The sequence below is a fragment of the Acidobacteriota bacterium genome, assembly GCA_022562055.1.
Lineage (GTDB): Bacteria > Actinomycetota > Acidimicrobiia > Spongiisociales > UBA5794 > BMS3BBIN02.
The window spans coordinates 41,008-60,777 of the sequence record JADFQA010000020.1; the positions used below are offsets into that span (position 1 = coordinate 41,008).

20 protein-coding genes are annotated in these 19,770 nt (G+C 59.3%); 7 read left to right on the forward strand and 13 right to left on the reverse strand.

Annotation, left to right across the window (positions count from 1 at the left end; all coding sequences use genetic code 11):
- Positions 1-32: 32 nt before the first annotated feature.
- Positions 33-974 carry a malate dehydrogenase gene (gene mdh, locus IIC71_08520; GenBank protein MCH7669227.1) on the reverse strand — a complete coding sequence of 314 codons (942 nt, stop codon included), beginning with the start codon at positions 972-974 and terminating at the stop codon, positions 33-35.
- 89 nt (positions 975-1,063) lie between these two features.
- Between mdh and IIC71_08525 the strand changes: the two genes are divergently transcribed.
- Positions 1,064-2,158 carry a DUF4157 domain-containing protein gene (locus IIC71_08525; GenBank protein ID MCH7669228.1) on the forward strand — a complete coding sequence of 365 codons (1,095 nt, stop codon included), beginning with the start codon at positions 1,064-1,066 and terminating at the stop codon, positions 2,156-2,158.
- Here IIC71_08525 and IIC71_08530 read toward each other — a convergent pair whose 3' ends face one another.
- Positions 2,159-2,734: an orotate phosphoribosyltransferase gene (locus tag IIC71_08530; GenBank protein ID MCH7669229.1), complete on the reverse strand. Its 576-nt coding sequence runs from the start codon at positions 2,732-2,734 to the stop codon at positions 2,159-2,161.
- Between the two features lie 4 nt (positions 2,735-2,738).
- Positions 2,739-3,941: an NADP-dependent isocitrate dehydrogenase gene (icd, locus tag IIC71_08535; GenBank protein MCH7669230.1), complete on the reverse strand. Its 1,203-nt coding sequence runs from the start codon at positions 3,939-3,941 to the stop codon at positions 2,739-2,741.
- A 144-nt stretch (positions 3,942-4,085) separates the two neighbouring features.
- Between icd and IIC71_08540 the strand changes: the two genes are divergently transcribed.
- Positions 4,086-5,138 (forward strand): hypothetical protein, encoded by a 1,053-nt coding sequence (locus tag IIC71_08540; protein ID MCH7669231.1) that lies wholly within the window; start codon positions 4,086-4,088, stop codon positions 5,136-5,138.
- Between the two features lie 10 nt (positions 5,139-5,148).
- Here the strand turns inward: IIC71_08540 and IIC71_08545 are convergent, their stop codons facing one another.
- From IIC71_08545 to IIC71_08555, 3 genes are read right to left on the reverse strand one after another with little or no spacing between them, the layout of a single operon-like run.
- Positions 5,149-6,009 carry a bifunctional 5,10-methylenetetrahydrofolate dehydrogenase/5,10-methenyltetrahydrofolate cyclohydrolase gene (locus IIC71_08545; GenBank protein ID MCH7669232.1) on the reverse strand — a complete coding sequence of 287 codons (861 nt, stop codon included), beginning with the start codon at positions 6,007-6,009 and terminating at the stop codon, positions 5,149-5,151.
- Positions 6,006-7,613 (reverse strand): bifunctional phosphoribosylaminoimidazolecarboxamide formyltransferase/IMP cyclohydrolase, encoded by a 1,608-nt coding sequence (gene purH, locus IIC71_08550; GenBank protein MCH7669233.1) that lies wholly within the window; start codon positions 7,611-7,613, stop codon positions 6,006-6,008. Before purH ends, IIC71_08545 begins: the two co-directional genes overlap by 4 nt.
- A 10-nt stretch (positions 7,614-7,623) precedes the next feature.
- Entirely contained in the window at positions 7,624-8,226 is a 603-nt protein-coding gene (locus IIC71_08555) for a phosphoribosylglycinamide formyltransferase (GenBank protein ID MCH7669234.1), read from the reverse strand.
- A 298-nt stretch (positions 8,227-8,524) separates the two neighbouring features.
- Between IIC71_08555 and IIC71_08560 the strand changes: the two genes are divergently transcribed.
- The 3 genes from IIC71_08560 to IIC71_08570 all read left to right on the forward strand — a co-directional run bounded on the left by IIC71_08560 (position 8,525) and on the right by IIC71_08570 (position 9,780).
- The gene (locus tag IIC71_08560) at positions 8,525-9,097 is read left to right on the forward strand and encodes a disulfide bond formation protein DsbA (protein MCH7669235.1); all 573 of its coding nucleotides are present in this window, start codon (positions 8,525-8,527) and stop codon (positions 9,095-9,097) included.
- A gap of 253 nt (positions 9,098-9,350) precedes the next feature.
- Entirely contained in the window at positions 9,351-9,464 is a 114-nt protein-coding gene (locus IIC71_08565; protein MCH7669236.1) for a CDGSH iron-sulfur domain-containing protein, read from the forward strand.
- A 43-nt stretch (positions 9,465-9,507) separates the two neighbouring features.
- The gene (locus IIC71_08570) at positions 9,508-9,780 is read left to right on the forward strand and encodes a (4Fe-4S)-binding protein (protein MCH7669237.1); all 273 of its coding nucleotides are present in this window, start codon (positions 9,508-9,510) and stop codon (positions 9,778-9,780) included.
- 105 nt (positions 9,781-9,885) lie between these two features.
- Here the strand turns inward: IIC71_08570 and sucD are convergent, their stop codons facing one another.
- The 7 genes from sucD to IIC71_08605 all read right to left on the reverse strand — a co-directional run bounded on the left by sucD (position 9,886) and on the right by IIC71_08605 (position 18,818).
- On the reverse strand, positions 9,886-10,812 hold the full coding sequence (gene sucD / locus IIC71_08575; protein MCH7669238.1) for a succinate--CoA ligase subunit alpha: 927 nt from the start codon (positions 10,810-10,812) through the stop codon (positions 9,886-9,888).
- The gene (sucC, locus tag IIC71_08580; GenBank protein MCH7669239.1) at positions 10,809-12,032 is read right to left on the reverse strand and encodes an ADP-forming succinate--CoA ligase subunit beta; all 1,224 of its coding nucleotides are present in this window, start codon (positions 12,030-12,032) and stop codon (positions 10,809-10,811) included. Before sucC ends, sucD begins: the two co-directional genes overlap by 4 nt.
- 42 nt (positions 12,033-12,074) lie before the next feature.
- On the reverse strand, positions 12,075-12,470 hold the full coding sequence (locus IIC71_08585; protein MCH7669240.1) for a cobalamin B12-binding domain-containing protein: 396 nt from the start codon (positions 12,468-12,470) through the stop codon (positions 12,075-12,077).
- Positions 12,471-12,526: 56 nt separating this feature from the next.
- Positions 12,527-14,731, reverse strand: coding sequence for a DNA helicase PcrA (pcrA, locus tag IIC71_08590; protein MCH7669241.1), 2,205 nt, complete (start codon positions 14,729-14,731; stop codon positions 12,527-12,529).
- A gap of 154 nt (positions 14,732-14,885) precedes the next feature.
- Positions 14,886-15,878 (reverse strand): response regulator, encoded by a 993-nt coding sequence (locus IIC71_08595; GenBank protein MCH7669242.1) that lies wholly within the window; start codon positions 15,876-15,878, stop codon positions 14,886-14,888.
- Positions 15,878-18,109, reverse strand: coding sequence for a response regulator (locus IIC71_08600; GenBank protein MCH7669243.1), 2,232 nt, complete (start codon positions 18,107-18,109; stop codon positions 15,878-15,880). Before IIC71_08600 ends, IIC71_08595 begins: the two co-directional genes overlap by 1 nt.
- Before the next feature lie 187 nt (positions 18,110-18,296).
- Positions 18,297-18,818, reverse strand: coding sequence for a cytochrome c (locus IIC71_08605; protein ID MCH7669244.1), 522 nt, complete (start codon positions 18,816-18,818; stop codon positions 18,297-18,299).
- Positions 18,819-18,965: 147 nt separating this feature from the next.
- Between IIC71_08605 and IIC71_08610 the strand changes: the two genes are divergently transcribed.
- Together IIC71_08610 and IIC71_08615 are read left to right on the forward strand one after the other, a co-directional pair.
- The gene (locus IIC71_08610) at positions 18,966-19,601 is read left to right on the forward strand and encodes an arsenate reductase (azurin) small subunit (protein MCH7669245.1); all 636 of its coding nucleotides are present in this window, start codon (positions 18,966-18,968) and stop codon (positions 19,599-19,601) included.
- On the forward strand, positions 19,598-19,770 hold a 173-nt coding region (locus tag IIC71_08615), incomplete at its 3' end, for a hypothetical protein (GenBank protein ID MCH7669246.1). The genes IIC71_08610 and IIC71_08615, both read left to right, overlap by 4 nt.

The window sequence follows — 19,770 nt, forward strand, 5'->3', positions numbered from 1 at the left end:
AACCCTACGTCAACCGGGCATCAAGAGTTCGACTACTCCTCGGACCGTATCTGATCGAGATCGTTCATCTTCTCGCTCACCGCAACGGCCGCCTCACGGAGTCCCTCAAGCTCAACCGATGTCAACGGGCTCTCTACTACCTGCGACACGCCGTCGGCACCGAGCTTTGCAATCACACCGAGATAGACATCTGAGATGCCGTACTCACCCGCCATCCAGGCACACACTGGCATCTCGGTGCCCGCATCTGTCACGATTGCTCGAACCATTGCGGCAGCCGCCGCCGAAGGTGCGTAGTACGCAGAGCCGGTTTTGAGGAGGCCCACGATTTCAGCGCCTCCGTTGCGGGTCCGATCAACGATCTGATCGATCGTGTCCGCATCGAGAACCTCGGTGATCGGTTTGCCGGCGATCCGGCAGAGGGACGGCACGGGCACCATCGTCGCACCATGCGAGCCGAGAGTCACAGCTTCTATCGCGAGGATGTCGGTGTCGCTCGCCTCGGCGAGGAAATGAGCGAACCGGGCGCTATCGAGCATCCCTGCCTGACCCAGCACACGATTCTTTGGGAAACCAGCGACGTCAGCACACAGTGTGGTCATTTGGTCGAGAGGGTTGGTCACAACCACGATGACCGCATCCGGAGAATGCTCTGCTATCTGCTCGGTCACTTGGGTGACGATCCCAGCGTTGACCTCGAGCAGGTCCATGCGAGACATGCCCGGCTTGCGAGGGAGACCAGCCGTGATGACCACAACGTCCGAACCTGCGGTGTCGACATATTCGTTCGTGCCTGTAACCATGGTGCGATACCGCTCAACCGAGCGGCTCTGGTTCATGTCAAGCGCCAGACCTTGCGGCAATCCATCAACGATGTCGATCATCACAACTTCGTCGACGATGTCAGCCTGGGCGATCCGTTGGACTGTTGTCGAACCGTACTTGCCGGCACCTACGACCGTGACCTTGCTCATCGATTCCTCCTTGCAACAGGTTGGGAAGCCCCCTTCACGTCGGGACCAGCGTAGTGCTTCGACCACCACTGCCTACTGCCGGGCAACCGATGAGTTCGAAGACATGGTTCAATGGTGTCATGCGTCGTCTCGGTCTCATCATTGTCGCGCCCGCTCTGCTGCTTGCATCGTGCGCCGTAGGGGTACCGAGCGACGCAAACGACGTCCGCTTCACCCCTGAACGGCCACTGCAGATCGACTGGGTGCGAACCGTTGCTGGTTACGAAATCTCCGGTTCGGGTCGACAAATCGACCTTGGCGAACTCTCCCTGTTGCAAGAAGCGTTCGAACTCATGCCGGCGCCGGTGCTCGAACTGGCGCAACCCGACGCGCTGTTCCGCATCCCGCGCGGCGAACAGGTGTCCTCGCTGGCGTCGGCATTCACCAAGGGAAGCGATATCTACATCACCGACCATACGTTTGAGGTCGCCCAGACGCCGCTGATCATGAAATCGATTCTTGCGCACGAGCTGGTCCACGTCGCCCAATTCCAGGCGCTGGTACTTGAACTGGAGGCCTCGGGAGAAATCGCGACCGATGATGCGATGGAAGGATCAGCCTTGGTGCGAGATTTCGCAGAGACTGTCGGTTGGCATGCGGATGACAGTGGCGACACAGTTGTCTGGACGCTCAGCACTACGCGAGGGACTACCGAGTACGGCCGCAGCAGCCCCGTTGAAGACATGGCCGACTCGCTAGCCATGATCGTCACCGGCGCCGAGGACACGATTTCGGCGTCGCGGGTCGCCTGGATCACCAATTGGCTCGACACGAACCTTGCCACACTTGATCGCGGCGGTCTCTGGGTCCCCGAGACGGGCGAACGCGTCACATCCGAGGTCGATCTATTCAATGCAAATCTTGTTCAAACAAACGGCATTGTTGACCCGGTCCCCACGTACTACGCGTGGGACAACGACGGATCGCCGATCGAGCGTTTGACCAATCTTGTCCGGCAGCGTCTCGGGACGTACGGTTGGGCGGGCACACTTACTCCGATCGAAGACCCGTCAGTGCCGCGGGTCGGTGGTGTATTTTCCATCGGCGCGAGGACGATGTGGGTCGAGGTGTGGGACTTCCCGCATGGTCAGCACGTCACCGGTGGACCCGATGGCCCGCTTGTCGCATACGTCGTCAGCCGGTAGTCACTGAGCGGTGATCGGCTCGATACCGAGCTCGCGCCAAGTGGTGATTGCTAGCAGCTCGACTCCGGCTTCGGCGAAAGCCGGATGTGCAGCGGTGCCCCGATCCACGAGTGTGGCCGCATGCGTCACGGTCGCGCCTGTCTTGCGGACGTGCCCGAGCGCCTTGAGCAGCGATCCTCCGGTCGAGCAAATGTCCTCGACTAGCAACACCGAGTCACCCGTACCGATGCGGGCGCCTTCTATCAGCCGAGCCGAACCGCGACCCTTGCGTTCCTTGCGCACTATGAACCAGCGTTTCGATCCGATGAGAGCCACACCGACTGCAAGATGGTCGGCTCCTAGTGTTGGTCCGCCAACGTGGTCAAAGTGGCATCCCGCCGATTCGGCCATCTCGATGATCGCTCGGCATGCAATATCGAGATCAACGGGGTCGGAGAGTCCGTATTTGCCATCGATGAACAGCGTGGACATTTTCCCGGACGCGAGTTCAATCGGCTCGTCGAAATGCTCCACTGCTTTATCAGCGAGCATCGCGGCAGCTTGGCGCTGCCACGGTCCGGGAGTGTCAGCCGCCATCTTGTTACATTCGGTCGACGATGGCCTGCGCGAACTCAGAGCATTTCACCTCGGTGGCGTCGTCCATGAGGCGAGCGAAGTCGTACGTGACGATCTTGTCAGCAATTGTTGCTTCAAGAGCCTTCACGATCACGTCTGCGGCTTCTTCCCAACCCATGTAACGGAACATCATGGTCCCAGACAGGATCACCGAGCCAGGATTCACCTTGTCCATACCGGTGTATTTGGGGGCGGTCCCGTGGGTTGCTTCAAAGATCGCCGTACCGTTCACATAGTTGATGTTCCCCCCCGGTGCGATGCCGATTCCGCCCACCTGAGCGGCAAGAGCATCTGACATGTAGTCGCCGTTGAGGTTCATCGTCGCAACGACGTCGTACTCGGCAGGCCTCGTGAGAATCTGCTGTAAGAACGCGTCCGCGATGACATCCTTCACGAGAAGCTTGTCGCCGGGGTCGCCGTTGCAGTCGTCCCAGCCCACCGCCACGTCAGAGAACTCGTCGCGGACCACCTCGTAGCCCCAGTTGCGAAACGCACCCTCGGTGTACTTCATGATGTTGCCCTTGTGGACAAGCGTGACCGACTTACGGTTGTTCTCAAGCGCGTACTCCACCGCGGCACGGACGAGACGCTTGCTACCGGTCTCAGAGATCGGCTTGAGGCCGAGGCCCGAATCTTCACGAATGTCCCACCCGAACTCCTCGTCAAGGAATTTCAGGAGCGCCTTGGCACCGTCGCTGCCCGCTTCGAGCTCCTTGCCGGCATACACGTCTTCGGTGTTCTCGCGGAAAATCACCATGTCGACAAGCTCGGGGTGTTTTACCGGGCTCGGGACGCCGGTATACCAGCGCACCGGCCGAAGACATACGTACAGGTCCAAAATCTGACGGAGGGCAACGTTGAGGCTACGGATACCGCCCCCGATCGGGGTCGTCAACGGACCCTTGATACCGACAAGGTGGGTGCGAAACATTTCAATCGTTTCGTCTGGCAGCCATTGGCCAGTCTGGTCAAAGGCTTTCTGGCCGGCGAGGACCTCGGTCCATTCGACTTTGCGCTCACCGTTGTAGGCAGTGGCGACGGCATTGTCGAACACGTTCTTGGCGGCGGCCCAAATGTCGGGACCGATACCATCTCCCTCTATGAAGGGGATGATTGGGTTATGAGGAACCTCGAGGCCGTCAGACCCCATGACGATTGTCTCGGCCATATGCATTCTCCTGGATGATCTGTGAAGTGGGATTATAAAAAGAGTAGTACGACGCCGTACGCACCCAGTCTCGCCTCACAGATGACTGGCTGCGGTCCCACACAGGTCACAGAACCAGGAAGCTCGCGGTCTACCCTTTGGGACATGTACGAATCCCTCGTGTTGGCCAGACTGAAATTCCAACTTGTGGCGCCGATGGTCACCGGCAACGGCGTTGTCAAGGGACGCGACATCGTGCTTGTTGGAGTTGAACGAGACAACACCATCGGTTGGGGTGAGGCAGCCCCCTTCCCCGGCTATTCGCAAGAGACCGTCGACGACGTGTGGCTTGCTCTAGGAAAGAACGCGGATCTGATCCTTAAGGGATCCCTCCCAGAAATGCCGGCAACGGCGAAGGCAGCGCTCGACCAGGCCCGCTGGGATCTGGCCGCTCGTCTCGCAAACGAGCCGCTGTGGAGCGCGATAGGAGGGCTCGCCAAACCGATCGCGTGTCGCGTAGCAGTTTCCGGTAAGACAATTCCCGATCTACTTGCACAAGTGCAACATGCCGTCGACAACGACATCCCGGCGGTGAAGGTAAAGGTCATGCCAGGACGAGACGTCGCGTTCGTCGAGGCGGTTGTCGCCAAGTTCCCAGAACTCAGCGTCGCGGTCGATGCAAACGAGTCGTTCGACCATACCGCACAAGATGTCTTCAACGGATTCGAGGCGTTGAACCTCGATTTCATCGAGCAGCCGCTTCACCGCGATGACCTGCGCGGCCATGCGCGGCTGGCAGCAAGGATTGACACGCCGATCGCCCTCGACGAGTCGTTGCATTCGGACGGGATGCTGAGGAAGGCAATCGACATGGCGGCTGCTGATCTCCTCACTGTCAAACCGGGGATAATCGGCATATCGGGAGTGCTCGAAGCCAAACGACTTGTGGACAACACCCACATGAAGATTCGCCTCTCCGGGCTCGTCGAGTCGAGTGTTGGACGCGCTTCGACCATCGCACTTGCCACATTGGATGGCATGGGACCCTCCGATCTGGCGCCAACATCTTTCTATTTAAGGGGTGACAGCTGCGCACCGCCGTGGGACTCTGAGAACGGCTCCATCGACCCCAGACCGGATCCGGGCATCGGTGTCGTCGTAGACATCGCGGAGCTAGAGGACGTTGCAGTGGCGTGGGGTAGGTTTACGAAGTTGTAGCCGTACCCGGCTACGCGTCTCCGAAAGCCTTTTCGGCGGCCTCAACGGTGTTTGCCAACAGCGAGGCGATTGTCATCGGGCCGACACCGCCGGGCACGGGAGTAACACCACCGGCCACCTGCGACACACCCTCAAAGTCGATATCGCCGACAAGCTTGTCGTTGACCCTGTTGGTGCCCACGTCGATCACGACCGCACCCGGCTTGACGTGCTCACGTCTCAGAAGGTTCGGGACACCGGCTGCTACCACAATGATGTCGGCCTCCAGCGTGACCGCTGCCAGGTCGGGGGTTCGCGAGTGCGCCTGAACGACAGTGCAGTCCACCCCTTTTGTGCCGAGCATGATCGCCATCGAGCGCCCCACCAGGAACGATCGTCCGATGACAACAGCTCGTTGCCCTGTCGTTTGAATTTTGTAGTGCTTGAGGATTCGTAGGATGCCAACCGGTGTTGCAGGCCTGGGTCCCGGGCGATCGAGAACAAGAAGTCCGAGGTTGTAGGGATGTAGGCCGTCAGCATCCTTTGTAGGATCCACGGCCGCAACGGCGGCGTTTCCATCGAGACCACTGGGCAATGGTAACTGCACGATCATCCCGTCGACCCGATCATCGGCATTGAGGGCGTGGACCGCCGCGATCACGTCAGCTTGTGAGACGTCAGACGGGAGGTTCACGTCCACCGAAATCATCCCGGCTTTGTCGGCGGCACGATGTTTGTTTCGCACGTAAATGTGTGACGCCGGGTCGTCACCCACAAGCACGGTCGCCAAACCGACGTTCTTGCCTCGCGCCTTGAGGGCTGCGACGCGTTCGGCCACCTCGGCCCGCACCACGACCGCAACGTCACGCCCCGAGAGTATCTGTGCGCTCAATGTCGAAAGTGCCTTTGGTTTGTGAAAACGAGAGAAACGCCGCGCTCGTTTGCCGCGGCAATAACCTCATGGTCGCGTTTTGAGCCGCCGGGTTCAACCACCGCGATAATGCCGGCGTCGGCTAGAACATCGAGACCGTCTCGGAACGGGAAAAACGCGTCGCTTGCGGCCACAGTCCCGATGGCTCGGTCGCCGGCTTTGACGATCGCCCGCTCGGCAGCGCCGACACGACTTTGGTCGCCCGCCCCGACACCGACCGCAGCCATGTCGCTGACAATCACGATGGCGTTCGATTTGGTGTGTGCCGAGACGGTCCAGGCAAAACGCAGCGCTTCCATCTCGGTGGGGGTTGGCTTGCGCTCGGAAACGACTTGCCAGTGCTCCGGCAGCACACCGCCGGCGGTGGCGACCTTGTCGCGAACCTGTACCAGCACGCCACCCTCGATGCGGCGCAGGTCGAAGTCGTTCGAAGCGGGTAAAGGCGCCGTCACCACTCGCAGGTTCTTCTTGGCCGAAAGTACCGACGCGGCAGCTTCGCTCATGGCTGGCGCGATGACAACTTCAACAAATTTCGATACCAGCTTGTTTGCTGTGGCCTCGTCGAGTTCCACGTTGCATGCAACGATGCTCCCAAAAGCTGACACCGGGTCGCATGCCCACGCGGCATCCAGGGCGGCGGTCAGAGTCGCGCCCTCGGCCGCTCCGCATGCGTTCATGTGTTTCATCACCACGACGCCGGGCGCGGACAGGTCGGCAACGAGTCGCCAGGCAGCGTCAGTGTCGGCGTAGTTATTGAAGGACATTGCCTTGCCTTGGTGAATGACCGCGTCCTTCCACCAGCCGGAAGTGCCGCGTTCTGAGTAGATCGCGGCCGACTGATGCGGGTTTTCGCCGTAACGCAGAACGTCGACCCGGTCCAAAACCAGCGATATCTCCGCCGGCATTCCCCGTTCTGGCGTCCAATCGTGCGGTATCCCGCACGATTGGACGCCAGAACGGGAGTTGGGGGCGCCAGAGTTGAACCAATGCGCAATTGCGGCGTCATATGCGGCCGTGTGGGCGAACGCCTTACGGGCGAGATCCTGGCGTTCCTCAAGTGTCGTCCCGCCAGCCTCGATGGCCGCCGCAATGCCGTCGTAATCTTGCGGGTCGGTAACCACCACGACATCAGCGTGGTTTTTTGCGGCGGCTCGAACCATCGTCGGCCCGCCAACGTCGATCTTCTCGATGATGTCATCCGGAGTGGCGTCAGGATCAGCAACGGTCGCCTCGAACGGGTAAAGATTGCACACAACAAGATCAATCGGCGTTATCCCACGCTCCGCCAAATCGTCAACGTGCGCCTGCACCGAACGGTTCGCCAATATCGCACCATGGATTGTTGGATGGAGCGTCTTCACCCGGCCGCCGAGCATCTCGGCGGCACCGGTGACATCAGCAACGTCGACTACCACCAGACCAGCGTCTCGGAGGTGTCTTGCCGTCCCGCCCGACGATACGATCTCAACACCTGATGCAGCGAGCCGGCGTGCGAACTCGACGAGTCCGTCCTTGTCATAGACAGAGATGAGGGCCTGGCGAATGGGTTTTCTTGTCATCTTCATTCCAAAATCACTATGTGTCCCAGATTACGTTTCTGCCATCAACACGCAACTGGCCCTTTCCAAAGGCGTCGACCACAAGTGGCAGCACCTGATGTTCGACCGCCTGAATCCGCTTGTGAAGCGTCGCAACGGTATCTCCGGGCCGGACCGCGACAGACTCCTGCAGGATGATGGGACCGTGGTCTACCTCCTCGTCGACAAAGTGCACCGTTACACCGGTGACGCGAACGCCGTGTTGAATCGCCTGCCCGACAGCATTGGGCCCCGGGAACGCGGGCAGCAGCGCCGGATGAACGTTGATGATTGCGTGCGGATACCGCTCCATGGCGACCGGGGCGAGGATCCGCATGAACCCTGCGAGGACGAGTCCGGCAACGCTGTGCTCATGCGCCACGTCACAGACAACCGAGGTGAAAGCAGAGCGGTCGGGGAAGTCTGACCAAGACACGACGACGTTGGCAATACCTGCGGCGGTGGCGCGATCGAGGGCTTGGACCCCAGGACGATCGGCGATGACGACGGCGATCTCAGCTCCGAAGTCGCCTCCGGCGGAAGCATCGATGAGGGCCTGGAGATTCGACCCGCTCCCAGAAACCAGAACAGCCAAACGCATCCGTTCTGTGGTATCTGAAATCACGATGATTACCCTAGAGACCGCTCGTCGCCGGTGCGAAACGCCCCGTCGGCACAGAGAAACCTGCGCCATTGTGTCGTATAAGAGGCGTATTACCCCGGGTTGAATACCCGAGTTCGACCCGCAAGCGAACCTCCGAGTCATTGATAACATGCGACTCGGTGATCCCGGTACGCGCTGAGCCGCGATGCGGTCGAAGCAACAATGACCCAGAGCGAAGTTGGAGGCTTTTATGAGAGTGGACTTTTGGTTGGACCCGGTGTGTCCGTGGTGTTGGATGACGTCGCGCTGGATTATCGATGTCGCCCCACACCGAGACCTGGACGTCCACTGGCGGTCGATCAGCCTGAAAATAAAGAATGCGGACACCCCCGATCAACCCTTCGCCGGGTTGTATGAAAGCAGCCATCGTTTGCTGAGGGTGATGGAGGTGGTCCGCGACGCCGAAGGTGACGCGGCGGTCGGCGACCTATACGCAGAGTACGGGAGGCGCATCCACGTCGGTCAGGATTTGGAGTTCGACCCTGCAGAAGCGCTCGACGCAGTCAATCTGAACCGGAGTTTCGCGTCAGCGGCAGATGACGACAGTTGGGACGAAGCGATATCAACGAGCACGGCAGAAGGGCTTTCGCTAACCGGCGAGGATGTCGGCACGCCAATCATTGGGTTTGACGACATGGACGGCAATCCGGTTGGCATCTTCGGGCCGGTGATTTCGCGCAACCTCGATCTCGACGTATCGTTGAGGCTGTGGGACGGGGTCTACGCCGCTGCAACAATTCCGGGGTTCTGGGAGCTCAAGCGAACACGAACCGAGCGCCCCGAGGTCGGCTTCCGCCCACCGAAATAGGGCGGCCACCGGTCCAGGCCGCCACTTCGCTTCGTCGCAAGTTTTTGCCGCAGCGAGTCACGCGAAGGCTGCCCCTCTATGCACCCGGGACCGCCTACACTCCGACGCAAGCGCAAGAAAGGCAGAACACACATGAGCGATTCCGACGATCAAGCAGTGGTGACGGTGACACCTATGAACCCCGCCCCGTCGTCGTTGTTCTTCTCGTTGTTCCATAACTGACATGATTACCTCTCAATCGAGGTGACCGGTCATCAGGGGGACCCTCACACTCTGCCGCTGCGGACAGAGTGGCAATAAGCCGTTCTGCGACGGCACTCACTCCAAAGTCGGATTCGAGTCCGAGGGCCTTCACCCCACGAGCTGACTGTGGCGGTGTAGGTGGATCGATAGACGAACGAGAGGGAGACGTGTCGATCGGTACCCGTGACTACAAGAATGATGACATTACGATTCATTGGGACACAAGTCTTTGCTCCCATGCCGCCGAATGCATAGCATGCGCACCCACCGTTTTCGACCCGCAGGCGCGACCGTGGGTGAACGTTGATGGGGCATCAGCCGATGTCATTCAACAAGCAATCGACCGCTACCCTTCGGGTGCATTGAGCTACACCCGACACGACCGATCAGATTCAATCGAGGAAGTAATGACGCCGCACGTGCTCACCGCGCCGACTTGATGCACTGACTCGGCGCCGGGAATCAACCGGTCGTTTCACACACCCGTTGGCCGTGCGAAGACTGCAGCCGCGGCCTTCACCACAGCCCACCGCAGGTGGCGTGTGTTACCGGTTCATGGCCTCAAGCATTGCGGCGCCCATGTCGGTCGGCGTCGGCGCAACGACCACGCCGGCGGCTTCCATGGCCGAGATCTTGTCCGCAGCAGTGCCCTTGCCCCCCGAAATGATCGCACCGGCGTGACCCATGCGTTTACCTGGAGGGGCAGTTATGCCTGCGATAAGCCCAGCGACCGGCTTGGTCATGTTCGCCGTGATCCAGTCGCATGCTTCTTCCTCTGCGGTGCCGCCTATCTCACCGATGATGATGACACCCTCGGTTTGCGGGTCGTCGTTGAACAGGGCGAGACAATCGACAAAGTTGGTGCCGTTGACGGGGTCACCGCCGATGCCGATAGCTGTCGACTGGCCGAGGCCGTTGTTAGTGAGTTGGAACACTGCTTCGTACGTCAGGGTGCCCGACCGAGACACGACGCCGATCTTGCCCGGCGTGTGGATGTAGCCGGGCATGATGCCAATCTTGCACTGTTGCGGCGTGATGACACCCGGACAGTTGGGACCGACGAGACGTGCACCCGTGTCGGCGAGGAAGTACTTTGTGTTGACCATGTCGGCGACCGGGATACCTTCGGTGATACAGATCACGACTTCAATTCCGGCAGCACCGGCTTCCATGATCGCGTCGGCCGCAAACGGCGGCGGCACGTACACGACGGACACCGTCGCACCGGTCGCCGCGACGGCCTCGACAACGGTACGGAAGATTGGAAGCTCTGCTTCGTAGGTGTCGGGACGACCCTGGACACCGGAGTGGTCGGTCTCACCCGCAAAGCTCTCGACCTGGCCGGCACGCGACGGATGTACGGCCCCCACCATTTGCGTGCCGTAGGCGATTGCCTTGTCCGTGTGGAATCGACCAGTCTTCCCGATGCCTTGGACGAGGACCTTGGTGTCCTTTGAGACGAGAATGCTCATCGTGTCAACTCCACAATTTTTTCGGCGCCATCTTTCATGTCGGATGCGCTCACGACGTTGAGCCCGGACTCGTCAATGATCTGCTTGCCAAGTTCCACATTCGTCCCTTCAAGTCTGACGACAAGGGGAACTTGAAGACCGATTTCCTTAACCGCAGCCACAATCCCTTCTGCGATCGTGTCGCACTTCATGATCCCCCCGAAGATGTTCACGAAAATGCCCTTGACGTTCGGGTCACTTGTGATGATCTTGAACGCGGCCGTTACCCGCTCTGCGGTTGCGCCGCCGCCCACATCGAGGAAGTTGGCGGGTTCACCGCCGGTTGACTTGATGATGTCCATCGTCGCCATTGCCAGGCCCGCACCGTTCACCATACAGCCGATCGACCCGTCAAGTTTTATGAATGAAAGGTCGTGCTCGCTAGCTTCCATCTCAGCAGGGTCTTCCTCAGATACGTCTCGCATCTCCAGCACGTCGGGGTGCCGATACAGTGCGTTCGATTCGAAACTCATCTTGCCGTCCAGTGCCATCACGTGACCGTCGGTCGTGACAACGAGCGGGTTGATTTCGATCATGTCGGTATCGAGTTCGATTGCTGCGTCGCACAGCATGTGCATAAACTTCACGCCGTTCTTAAACGCCGACCCCTCAAGACCGAGCCCGTACGCAATGGTGCGCGCCTGAAACGGGAGCAGTCCCATTGCAGGGGTGATCTCTTCTTTGAGGATCTTCTCCGGCGTGTTCGCGGCAACTTCCTCAATCTCAGTTCCGCCTTCGGTGGATACCATGAGAATGTTGCGCGACGTTGACCGATCAAGCACCACCGAGACGTATAACTCGGTGGCTATGTCGATGCCTTGTTCAATGTAGAGTCGGTTGACCTTCTTGCCACCCGGACCGGTTTGGATGGTGACGAGCGTTGATCCCAGCATCTTCTCGGCGAGTTCACCGACCTTCGCCTCTGTCGCCTCGATGCCACCCTTGATGCCGTCGAGCACCACGGTGACTCCGCCGAGATCTTCATGCTCCTTGAAACAGCCCTTGCCGCGTCCGCCGGCATGGATCTGTGACTTCACAACAACAACTGGGTTCCCGGACTCTGCGACGAGTCCCCGCACGGCCGCCACAGCGTCCTCGACGTTGGTCACCATGACCCCGGATGGGACCATGATCCCGCGGGCTTTCATCAGCTCCTTTGCTTGGTATTCGTGAATCTTCAAAGAGCCTCCTCGGCTTTATGGTTCGACACAACGCAAGTGTGTCTAGTCGTCGCTGGAAAGGTTGGCATGCACCCAGTTGGCAATCTCGCTGAGCGATGTACCTTGCGTGAAAATCTCCGCCAACCCGGCACGTTTCAGAATCTCGATGTCCGGTTTTGGTATGACCCCACCGCCAAACACCACAATGTCGTCTATGCCTCGATCACGCAGGACTTCAATGACCCGCGGAAATAGGGTGAGGTGGGCACCGGAGAGCGCTGACAAACCAATGCCGTCGACGTCTTCCTGGATTGCTGTTTCGACGATTTGCTCGGGGGTCTGGTGGAGCCCCGAGTAAATCACCTCGCACCCAGCGTCTCGAAGTGCGCGAGCGACGACTTTGGCACCTCGATCGTGGCCGTCAAGACCCGGTTTTGCGATGAGGATGCGAGCTGGCATGCCATGAGATTAGCCCCTTGAGTACTAAGCAAAGGGTTCCGGGTACGACGCGGCCGTCAAACCTTTTCGAGCGGCGCCCAGGCGAGTAGTAGACGCTTTGTGCCGTTGGTCTCGAATATGACGTACGCCTCGGCGGAGTCCCCGGAGCCGCGCACTTCGCGGACGATGCCGGGACCCCACTGCTTGTGGCGGACGCGGTCCCCCGCCGCTATTTCGTCTGACGAAAGCGCACCTTCGTTCGGCACAAGTGCACGTCTTCCCCCGCTAGGTAAAGCCTCGATTGTCGATCGACGACGAGCTCGTCTTGCCTCTTCGAGGAGATGAGATGGGATCTCGGACAAAAACCGACTGCGTGAGTTGTAGTTGTTGACACCGAACAGGTTTCTGCTCGACGCACCTGTGAGATAAAGCCGCTTGCGCGCACGGGTTATGCCGACGTAACACAGCCGGCGCTCCTCCTCGAGCTCTGCCGGGTCGCCAAGCGCTCGCATGTGGGGGAACACACCGTCCTCCATTCCACTGATGAAGACAACGTCAAACTCGAGACCTTTGGCGTTGTGCAGAGTCATCAACGTCACGGTGTCCGAGGTGTCCATTGAATCGACGTCGGTTACAAGAGCAATTGTCTCCAAGAACATCTCGAGCTTGCGCGGCCCGTCGAGTTCGTTCCAGTCAATGTCGCCGAGCGACGCAGGTCCGGTCTCCTCAAACTCAGCAGCCGCAGCAACCAGCTCGCGCAGATTCTCCTCGCGTCCCAGCGCCTCAATACCATGCTCGGCGCGAATCGAGTCGAGGTACCCGGTGTCGTTGATAACAGCCTCGAACGCCGCTTTGGGCCCCATCGCCGACATCTCGGAGAGCTGGCCCATCAATGTCACGAACTCTGCAATGGATCCCTTTGCCCGAGCCGAAAGACGATCTATCTCGGCCGAAAGGCCAAGCGCCTCCCAAAAGCTTATGCCGCGCTCTTGCGCGAAACGATCAATATGAGCAATCGAAGTGTCCCCAATTGCACGTTTCGGTACGTTGATGATCCGCTTCAGAGCCACCTGGTCATCAGGGTTCACGATCGCCCGCACATAGGCAAGGGCGTCCTTCACCTCGCGCCTGTCGTAATACTTGAGGCCACCAACCACCTGGTATGGCACTCGATACCTGGCGAACGTCTCCTCAATGACTCGAGATTGTGCGTTGGTGCGGTAGAACACCGTGATCTCAGACAGGGGTGTCGTGTCTTGGAGGGCGCCGATGGTCTCGGAAATGAACGCAGCTTCGTCGCGTTCGTCTTCACCTTCAAACGTGACGATTCGTTTCCCCGAACCGATCTCGGTCCAGAGCCTCTTTGGGTTACGGCCGCCGTTGTTAGAAATGACTGCGTTGGCTGCCTCGAGAATGGTCTGTGTCGAACGGTAGTTCTGTTCGAGCAAGATGATGCGTGCGTCCCGATAGTCCTTCTCGAACTCGTTGATATTGCGGATGTCTGCACCGCGAAACGCGTAGATCGACTGGTCAGAGTCACCCACGACACAGATGTTTTTGTGCTGCTCGGTCAGTAGCTTCACCATCATGTACTGCGCATAGTTGGTGTCTTGGTACTCGTCGACGAGGACGTATTGGAACCGATCTTGATACTTCTTCAGCACCTCTGGGAAGGCTGTGAAGAGTTCGACGGTAAGCATCAAGAGATCGTCGAAGTCCATTGCAGAAGCCTCGATCAACCGCTGCTGATACAGCCGGTACACGTCGGCAACCTGCTCATGAAAGAACCCGCTGTCCTGGTTAGAGAACGTCTCGTAGTCGATCATCTCGTTTTTCGCCGAGCTAATTGTCGCCAGAATGTTTCGGCGTGGGAACCGTTTCGAGTCCATGTCAAGGTCTCTGATGCAGAACTTGATGAGACGCAAAGAGTCGGCTGTGTCGTAAATCGAGAACGCCGATCGGTACCCGAGATTGTGTGCGTCGGCTCGCAAAATCCGGGCGCACGAACTGTGGAAGGTCGACACCCACATTCGGTTGGCTATGGGACCGACGAGTTCCCCAACACGACCCTTCATTTCGGAGGCGGCCTTGTTGGTGAAGGTGATAGCGAGGATCGAGTACGGAGACACGCCAAGGTCGCGAATCAAATACGCAATGCGGCGCGTGAGAACTCGTGTCTTGCCCGATCCCGCACCGGCAACGACGAGCACAGGGCCTTCGGTGGCGGCAACGGCCTCGCGTTGCGACGGGTTGAGATCAAGAAGGAGAGGTGACTCGGTCATCCACACAAGTATACGGCGTTGACACCCCACGGTTACAGGCGTGTCATTCGTTTTCGGAACGTCGACTCTAGGCGGCGATCAAGGGGAGATGATTTGCAATGCCCGCCACATCTTGCGTCCGTAACAGCAAAGATTTGGGCCGAATGCCCGATGGCTACATCGTGCTCAACGCTGACAAGTTCGAACGAGCTTCGCGAGAAGCAATCGATTGGAACGTTTGCGCGGCGTCGACAACCCCCGAGGCAGCAGGGACGAGAGTCCGCAGTGTACGGACAGCGTGGTCCGAAAACGCGCGTGGCGTGATGGACGCCAATACCAAAACACCGAGTAGCGTACCGCGCGCCCGCAACGGCACCGCATACACCGACTCGATCTGCTCGCCCTCAGCGCCTCGCTCTGATGTCTGTCCTAGTTCGGTGAGCCGAATGCTGCCCTCGGAGTGTTCGTTGCCTGAGAACCTGGCAACTTCTTGCGTCACGATCTGCGTAAACCGTGACAGGCCATCTTGGCCAACCTTGTCATTCGCCAGATAGTGCGCGCGACGATCTCGCACCATCACAACAGCACCCATGTCGAACGCGACGACGTGCCCAATTGCCTCGAGCATCCGTTTGAGCATTACCTGTAATTGCACCGGTTCCATTGCAATCTCAGTCACCGAAGTCACCACAGTCATCTCGAATAGCTTTCGATCGAGCATGTCGCATACTCGGGTCAGTACGTCAGTGGCCCCCAATGACGGAGACTTCTGGGTGACCCGCTCGCTTGTCAGATCGCTCAGTGCGCGTGTGGCGAGCGCCGAATTTATTGCGGAAACAAGACCGGAACCGAGAGCGTCCTTTGTGATAAAACCATCCGCACCGGAACTGCGCCCCCAGTATCGATCTTCCACGGAGTCCAACGCCGTCAGTATGAGGACCGGAATATGTGCGGTGTACGGGTCCTCCTTCAACAGGCGGCAGGCGACATAGCCCGTGAGTCGAGGCATCTTGACATCAAGCAGAATCAAGTCGGGAGGGTCCTCGTACGCGCTGGTGATTGCCTCGATGCCGTCGGCGGCGGTTGTCACCGCGAAACCTTCTGCCTCCAGAAGTTTAGAGACAGCCGCACGAAGAACAGGCGAATCGTCGGCCACGAGGATGCGCATTACACGTCCCTCCCTGCAAGCAACCGAGAAAGCGCGTCGGCGAGAGCACCTTCACGGAAGTCAGCCTTGTCCAAGAACACGTCGACACCAGCGGCACGCGCTCTGCCTTGGTCTTCGTCGGTAGCAACGCCGGACAGCATGATGATTGGAAGCTCAGCGAACCGAGCGCGAACCTCGTCGACGAGGGCAACACCGTCCGCATCAGGCATAGAGAAATCTACAACCAGAGCATCGGCACCGGTCGCGTCGAGCTTCTCGATAGCCTCAGCGGCGCTCGAAGCTACATCGGTTGTGTACCCGACCGACGCCAACGCCCCCGATACCACCGCCCGGGCGCCCTGGGAGTCGTCAACAACGAGAATCCGGCCTCCTCTGGCAGGTTCACCCGGGCCGTTGATTGCACGGTCAATGAGCTTCACGGCGTCGAGCAACAAAACGACATCACCACCGCCGAGCAACGCTGCGCCGGTGATGTGAGATGGTCCAGCCACGATTGGTCCGAGCTCTTTTGCCACCACCTCGGTTACGTCGACCAAGGTGTCAACGACAAAAGCGACCGTACCCGAAGCCGCCGTCACCACTATGAGCTGTTGACCAGGACCACCGATGCTCTCCGCTCCGACAACGGTCGCGAGATCGACCACCGGAAGATCAGCCTGTTTCCAGTGAATTGTTTCTGGGTCGGTACCTTTGAGCACAACCTCTGCGAGCGGCAACGCATCGTCGACCGTCGCTTCGGGAATACCCCACATCTGGTCACCCGTGCGCACAATCATGACGCGCTGCAACGCACGGGATGTTGGCACCACCAAAGAAATCCCGGTGCCTTCGCCTTTTTTCGACTCAAGGGTGACCCGGCCGTAGAGATCTTCGGCGGCCGACGCGACACGGTGCAGGCCCTCTCCGCGGCCACCCATCTCACTAACGTCGATCGTCGAAAACCCAGGAGAAAAGAGAACTGAGGACAGAACCTTGGTGTCCACCGCCCGGCCGGCACGATATAGGCCGGCATCGACGGCGACTTTTCGAACTGACTCCCAATCGACCCCTGCACCATCATCAGCCACCAACAGTTCGAGGCGGTGGTCTTTGACGAGGGCGTGCACCACAACCTTTCCGGTGGGAGGTTTACCGACCGCCTCGCGGTCTGCAGGAGACTCAATGCCATGGAGGACCGCATTGACGACCATCTGACGAATCGGGTCCGCAATACGTTCGCGCACCTGCCTGTCAATAACTATGCCTGGATCAGCGTCGATCTCGAACGCCACATCCTTGCCAACCTTTTTTGAGAGGTACCGAACGAGTTGAGGAAGGTTTGCGGTGATTTCGCTAAGCGGCACCGATGCGAGGGCAAGGGCGTCGGCCTCAAGACCGACTGCGGCGCGATCAAGACTGGCGAGAGCCTCTACCATCGATGACGGAATCGCGCTGCTCGAATGGGCGGCCGCCTCACTGAAGACTGCTTGAAGGCTCAGCCGAATCGCGGCAACATTGTTGATCATCCGGTACAACGCGCCAGCGTTGACATTTACCGCCTGCTCCGTCGCCCATGTGTTCAACGCTCCAAGAAGGCCACCGAGATCCTCAGGGTCCGCATAGCGGAGAAGTTCAGATGCCCCGGTGTGGGTGGCCAAGATAGATCCGTCGCGCTCGGTCGCAGGCGTCTCGGGCTCGCTCTCGGTGAGCGAAACGCCGGCCATAACCTGATCGAGCATGTCGAGAACATCCTGGGCTGCCGCTGCGGAGGGCGGAGTCTCACCGATATCAACGTCCGTGTGATCTTCCGCTGGGACGTCGTCCTCTGGTTCGGAAAGCTCCCAATCGACTGCCCTTTCGACAGCGTTCAGCTTCTTCCAAATACCGAATGTGCCGATTTTCGGATCGGCGCCGGCAGCTGGGGACAACTCGTCGGTCAACGTTTTGAGAAGTTGACCGAGCTCCTCGTTTCCATCACGAGTGCCGTGTTGTATCTCACGCCACAGCTTTTCGAGTATCTCGCCGGCACGAGCGACCGCCGTGTACCCCATGACCCGACCGGTGCCCTTGATTGTGTGAGCTTCACGGACCATCTCCCCCGAAATATGATCGGTTAGTGTTCCCGCGATCATCGCGTCGCTGCCTGCGACAAGGCGCGCCGAACGATCCTCGACCTCGCCGAGGAACATTTCTATCAGCTCAGGATCAGCCGCCCAGCTCAAAGGAGTCTGTCTTTCTTGTGGAGTACGCACCGTCTCTATCGTCGCGCAAAGCTCCACTCTTAAGGCTTCCCTCCCGTGCGGACAGAGCATACGTTGCGCGAGCACGATATTGCGCCGCGGCTTCCGTTCACAACTTCACAGGCGGTACTGAGAATTGCACCGAGAACGGCCGCACTGGCACCAAAGGCATCTGAACCAGCACGCTAAGAGCAACCAGCTACTCGCTCAGAAATCTCAAATACGCAACGACATCAGTCAGGTCCCTATCAGTCAGCGCTGGGTTGCCACCCTTCGCCGGCATCGGGATGCCTGTCGTGTTCTCAGGGTCATCCGAGCTGCGACCTTGAGCAATGAACGAGACCAGGCTTGCATCTGAAATGGTGTCGACGAAGTCTGATCCAACAAGGGGCTTTCCGAGGCCTGGAATACCTACAGCATCCCGGGCGTGACAGACCGCACATGTCGAGCTGTATACCGCTTCACCGTTGGCGACGTCTCCGCCGGAAGATCCACCGGTGGCCACCGCAGTGGTCGACGTTTCCGGCACAACCTCTTCGACCGACGGAGGCGCTCCGGTGCTTGACAGCCCGGCTGCGGCCGGATCGCCGCCCGAGTTCACGATCACCGTAAGCGCAACTAACGCGACTATAATGACGGCAGTGACGCCGCTCAGGACGCCTACTGCTACCCACCCGGACTTGAACATCTGCACCTCCGAATCAGTTTGCTCGAGGACCACCGCGCTATTTTCAGAGCCGAGAATGCGCTGTATGCTAGCTGCATAATCCCAGAAGACAGCACATGAGACCGACACGCTAGTGCCGTTCGGCCCTAGCCCCTCGATCACAGAAACCGTACTGTCGCGACGAAACGGAGAGGATACGCCTTGGGTTTGACGCGTCGAGAGTTCTTTTTTGCCGGCATGGCCGGAGGGGCGGTTGTGGCGATCGGAGTGTTGGTCCCCATGTCGATTGCAGCACTAGACGACACGGAAACCCAGCCACCCCCGCCAGCGCCACCCCCCGGAACCACGCCGGAACAGACCCCCTCTACCACAACGACGTTGGCTCCCAGCGAGGGGGCTAGCGCGGCGCTCGTCGGCTTCTTCCCCAGCCTGTCCGTCGCCAATCTCGCGGATCTCGAGGTTGGCATACCTATCACATTTGACTACCCACAGGTTGGCCAGTCAAACATCCTGGTGAAAATGGGTGAACCGGTGATAGGTGGCGTGGGACCAGACGAAGACATCGTTGCTTTTAGCCGGCTATGCACTCACATGGGGTGCACAGTGCCGACATACCAGCATGAGTACCGAGTGCTCGGACCTTGCCCGTGCCACTTCACAACCTTCGACCTTATCCACGGTGGCATCGTGGTAATGGGTCAAGCGACACAAAACCTGCCGCAGGTGCTCCTAAGCGTCGACGACGCCGGGGACGTGGCGGCCGACGGAGTCTTCCGCCTCGTCTACGGGTATGCCAACACGCTGGAAGGATCCAATTTTGTAGGAGAGTCCGTATGAACACCGCACTACCGTCACTTGTCCCGATCCCGCCGGCCGACGCTGAAATCAAACAGATCTGCTGCGAGTATTGCCCCGTGGCCTGCGGGTACAAGGTCCTGATGTGGCCCGTCGGCACCCAGGGAGGCACCGCGGCAGCTGACAACGCGCTTAGCGTAGATCTGCCAAC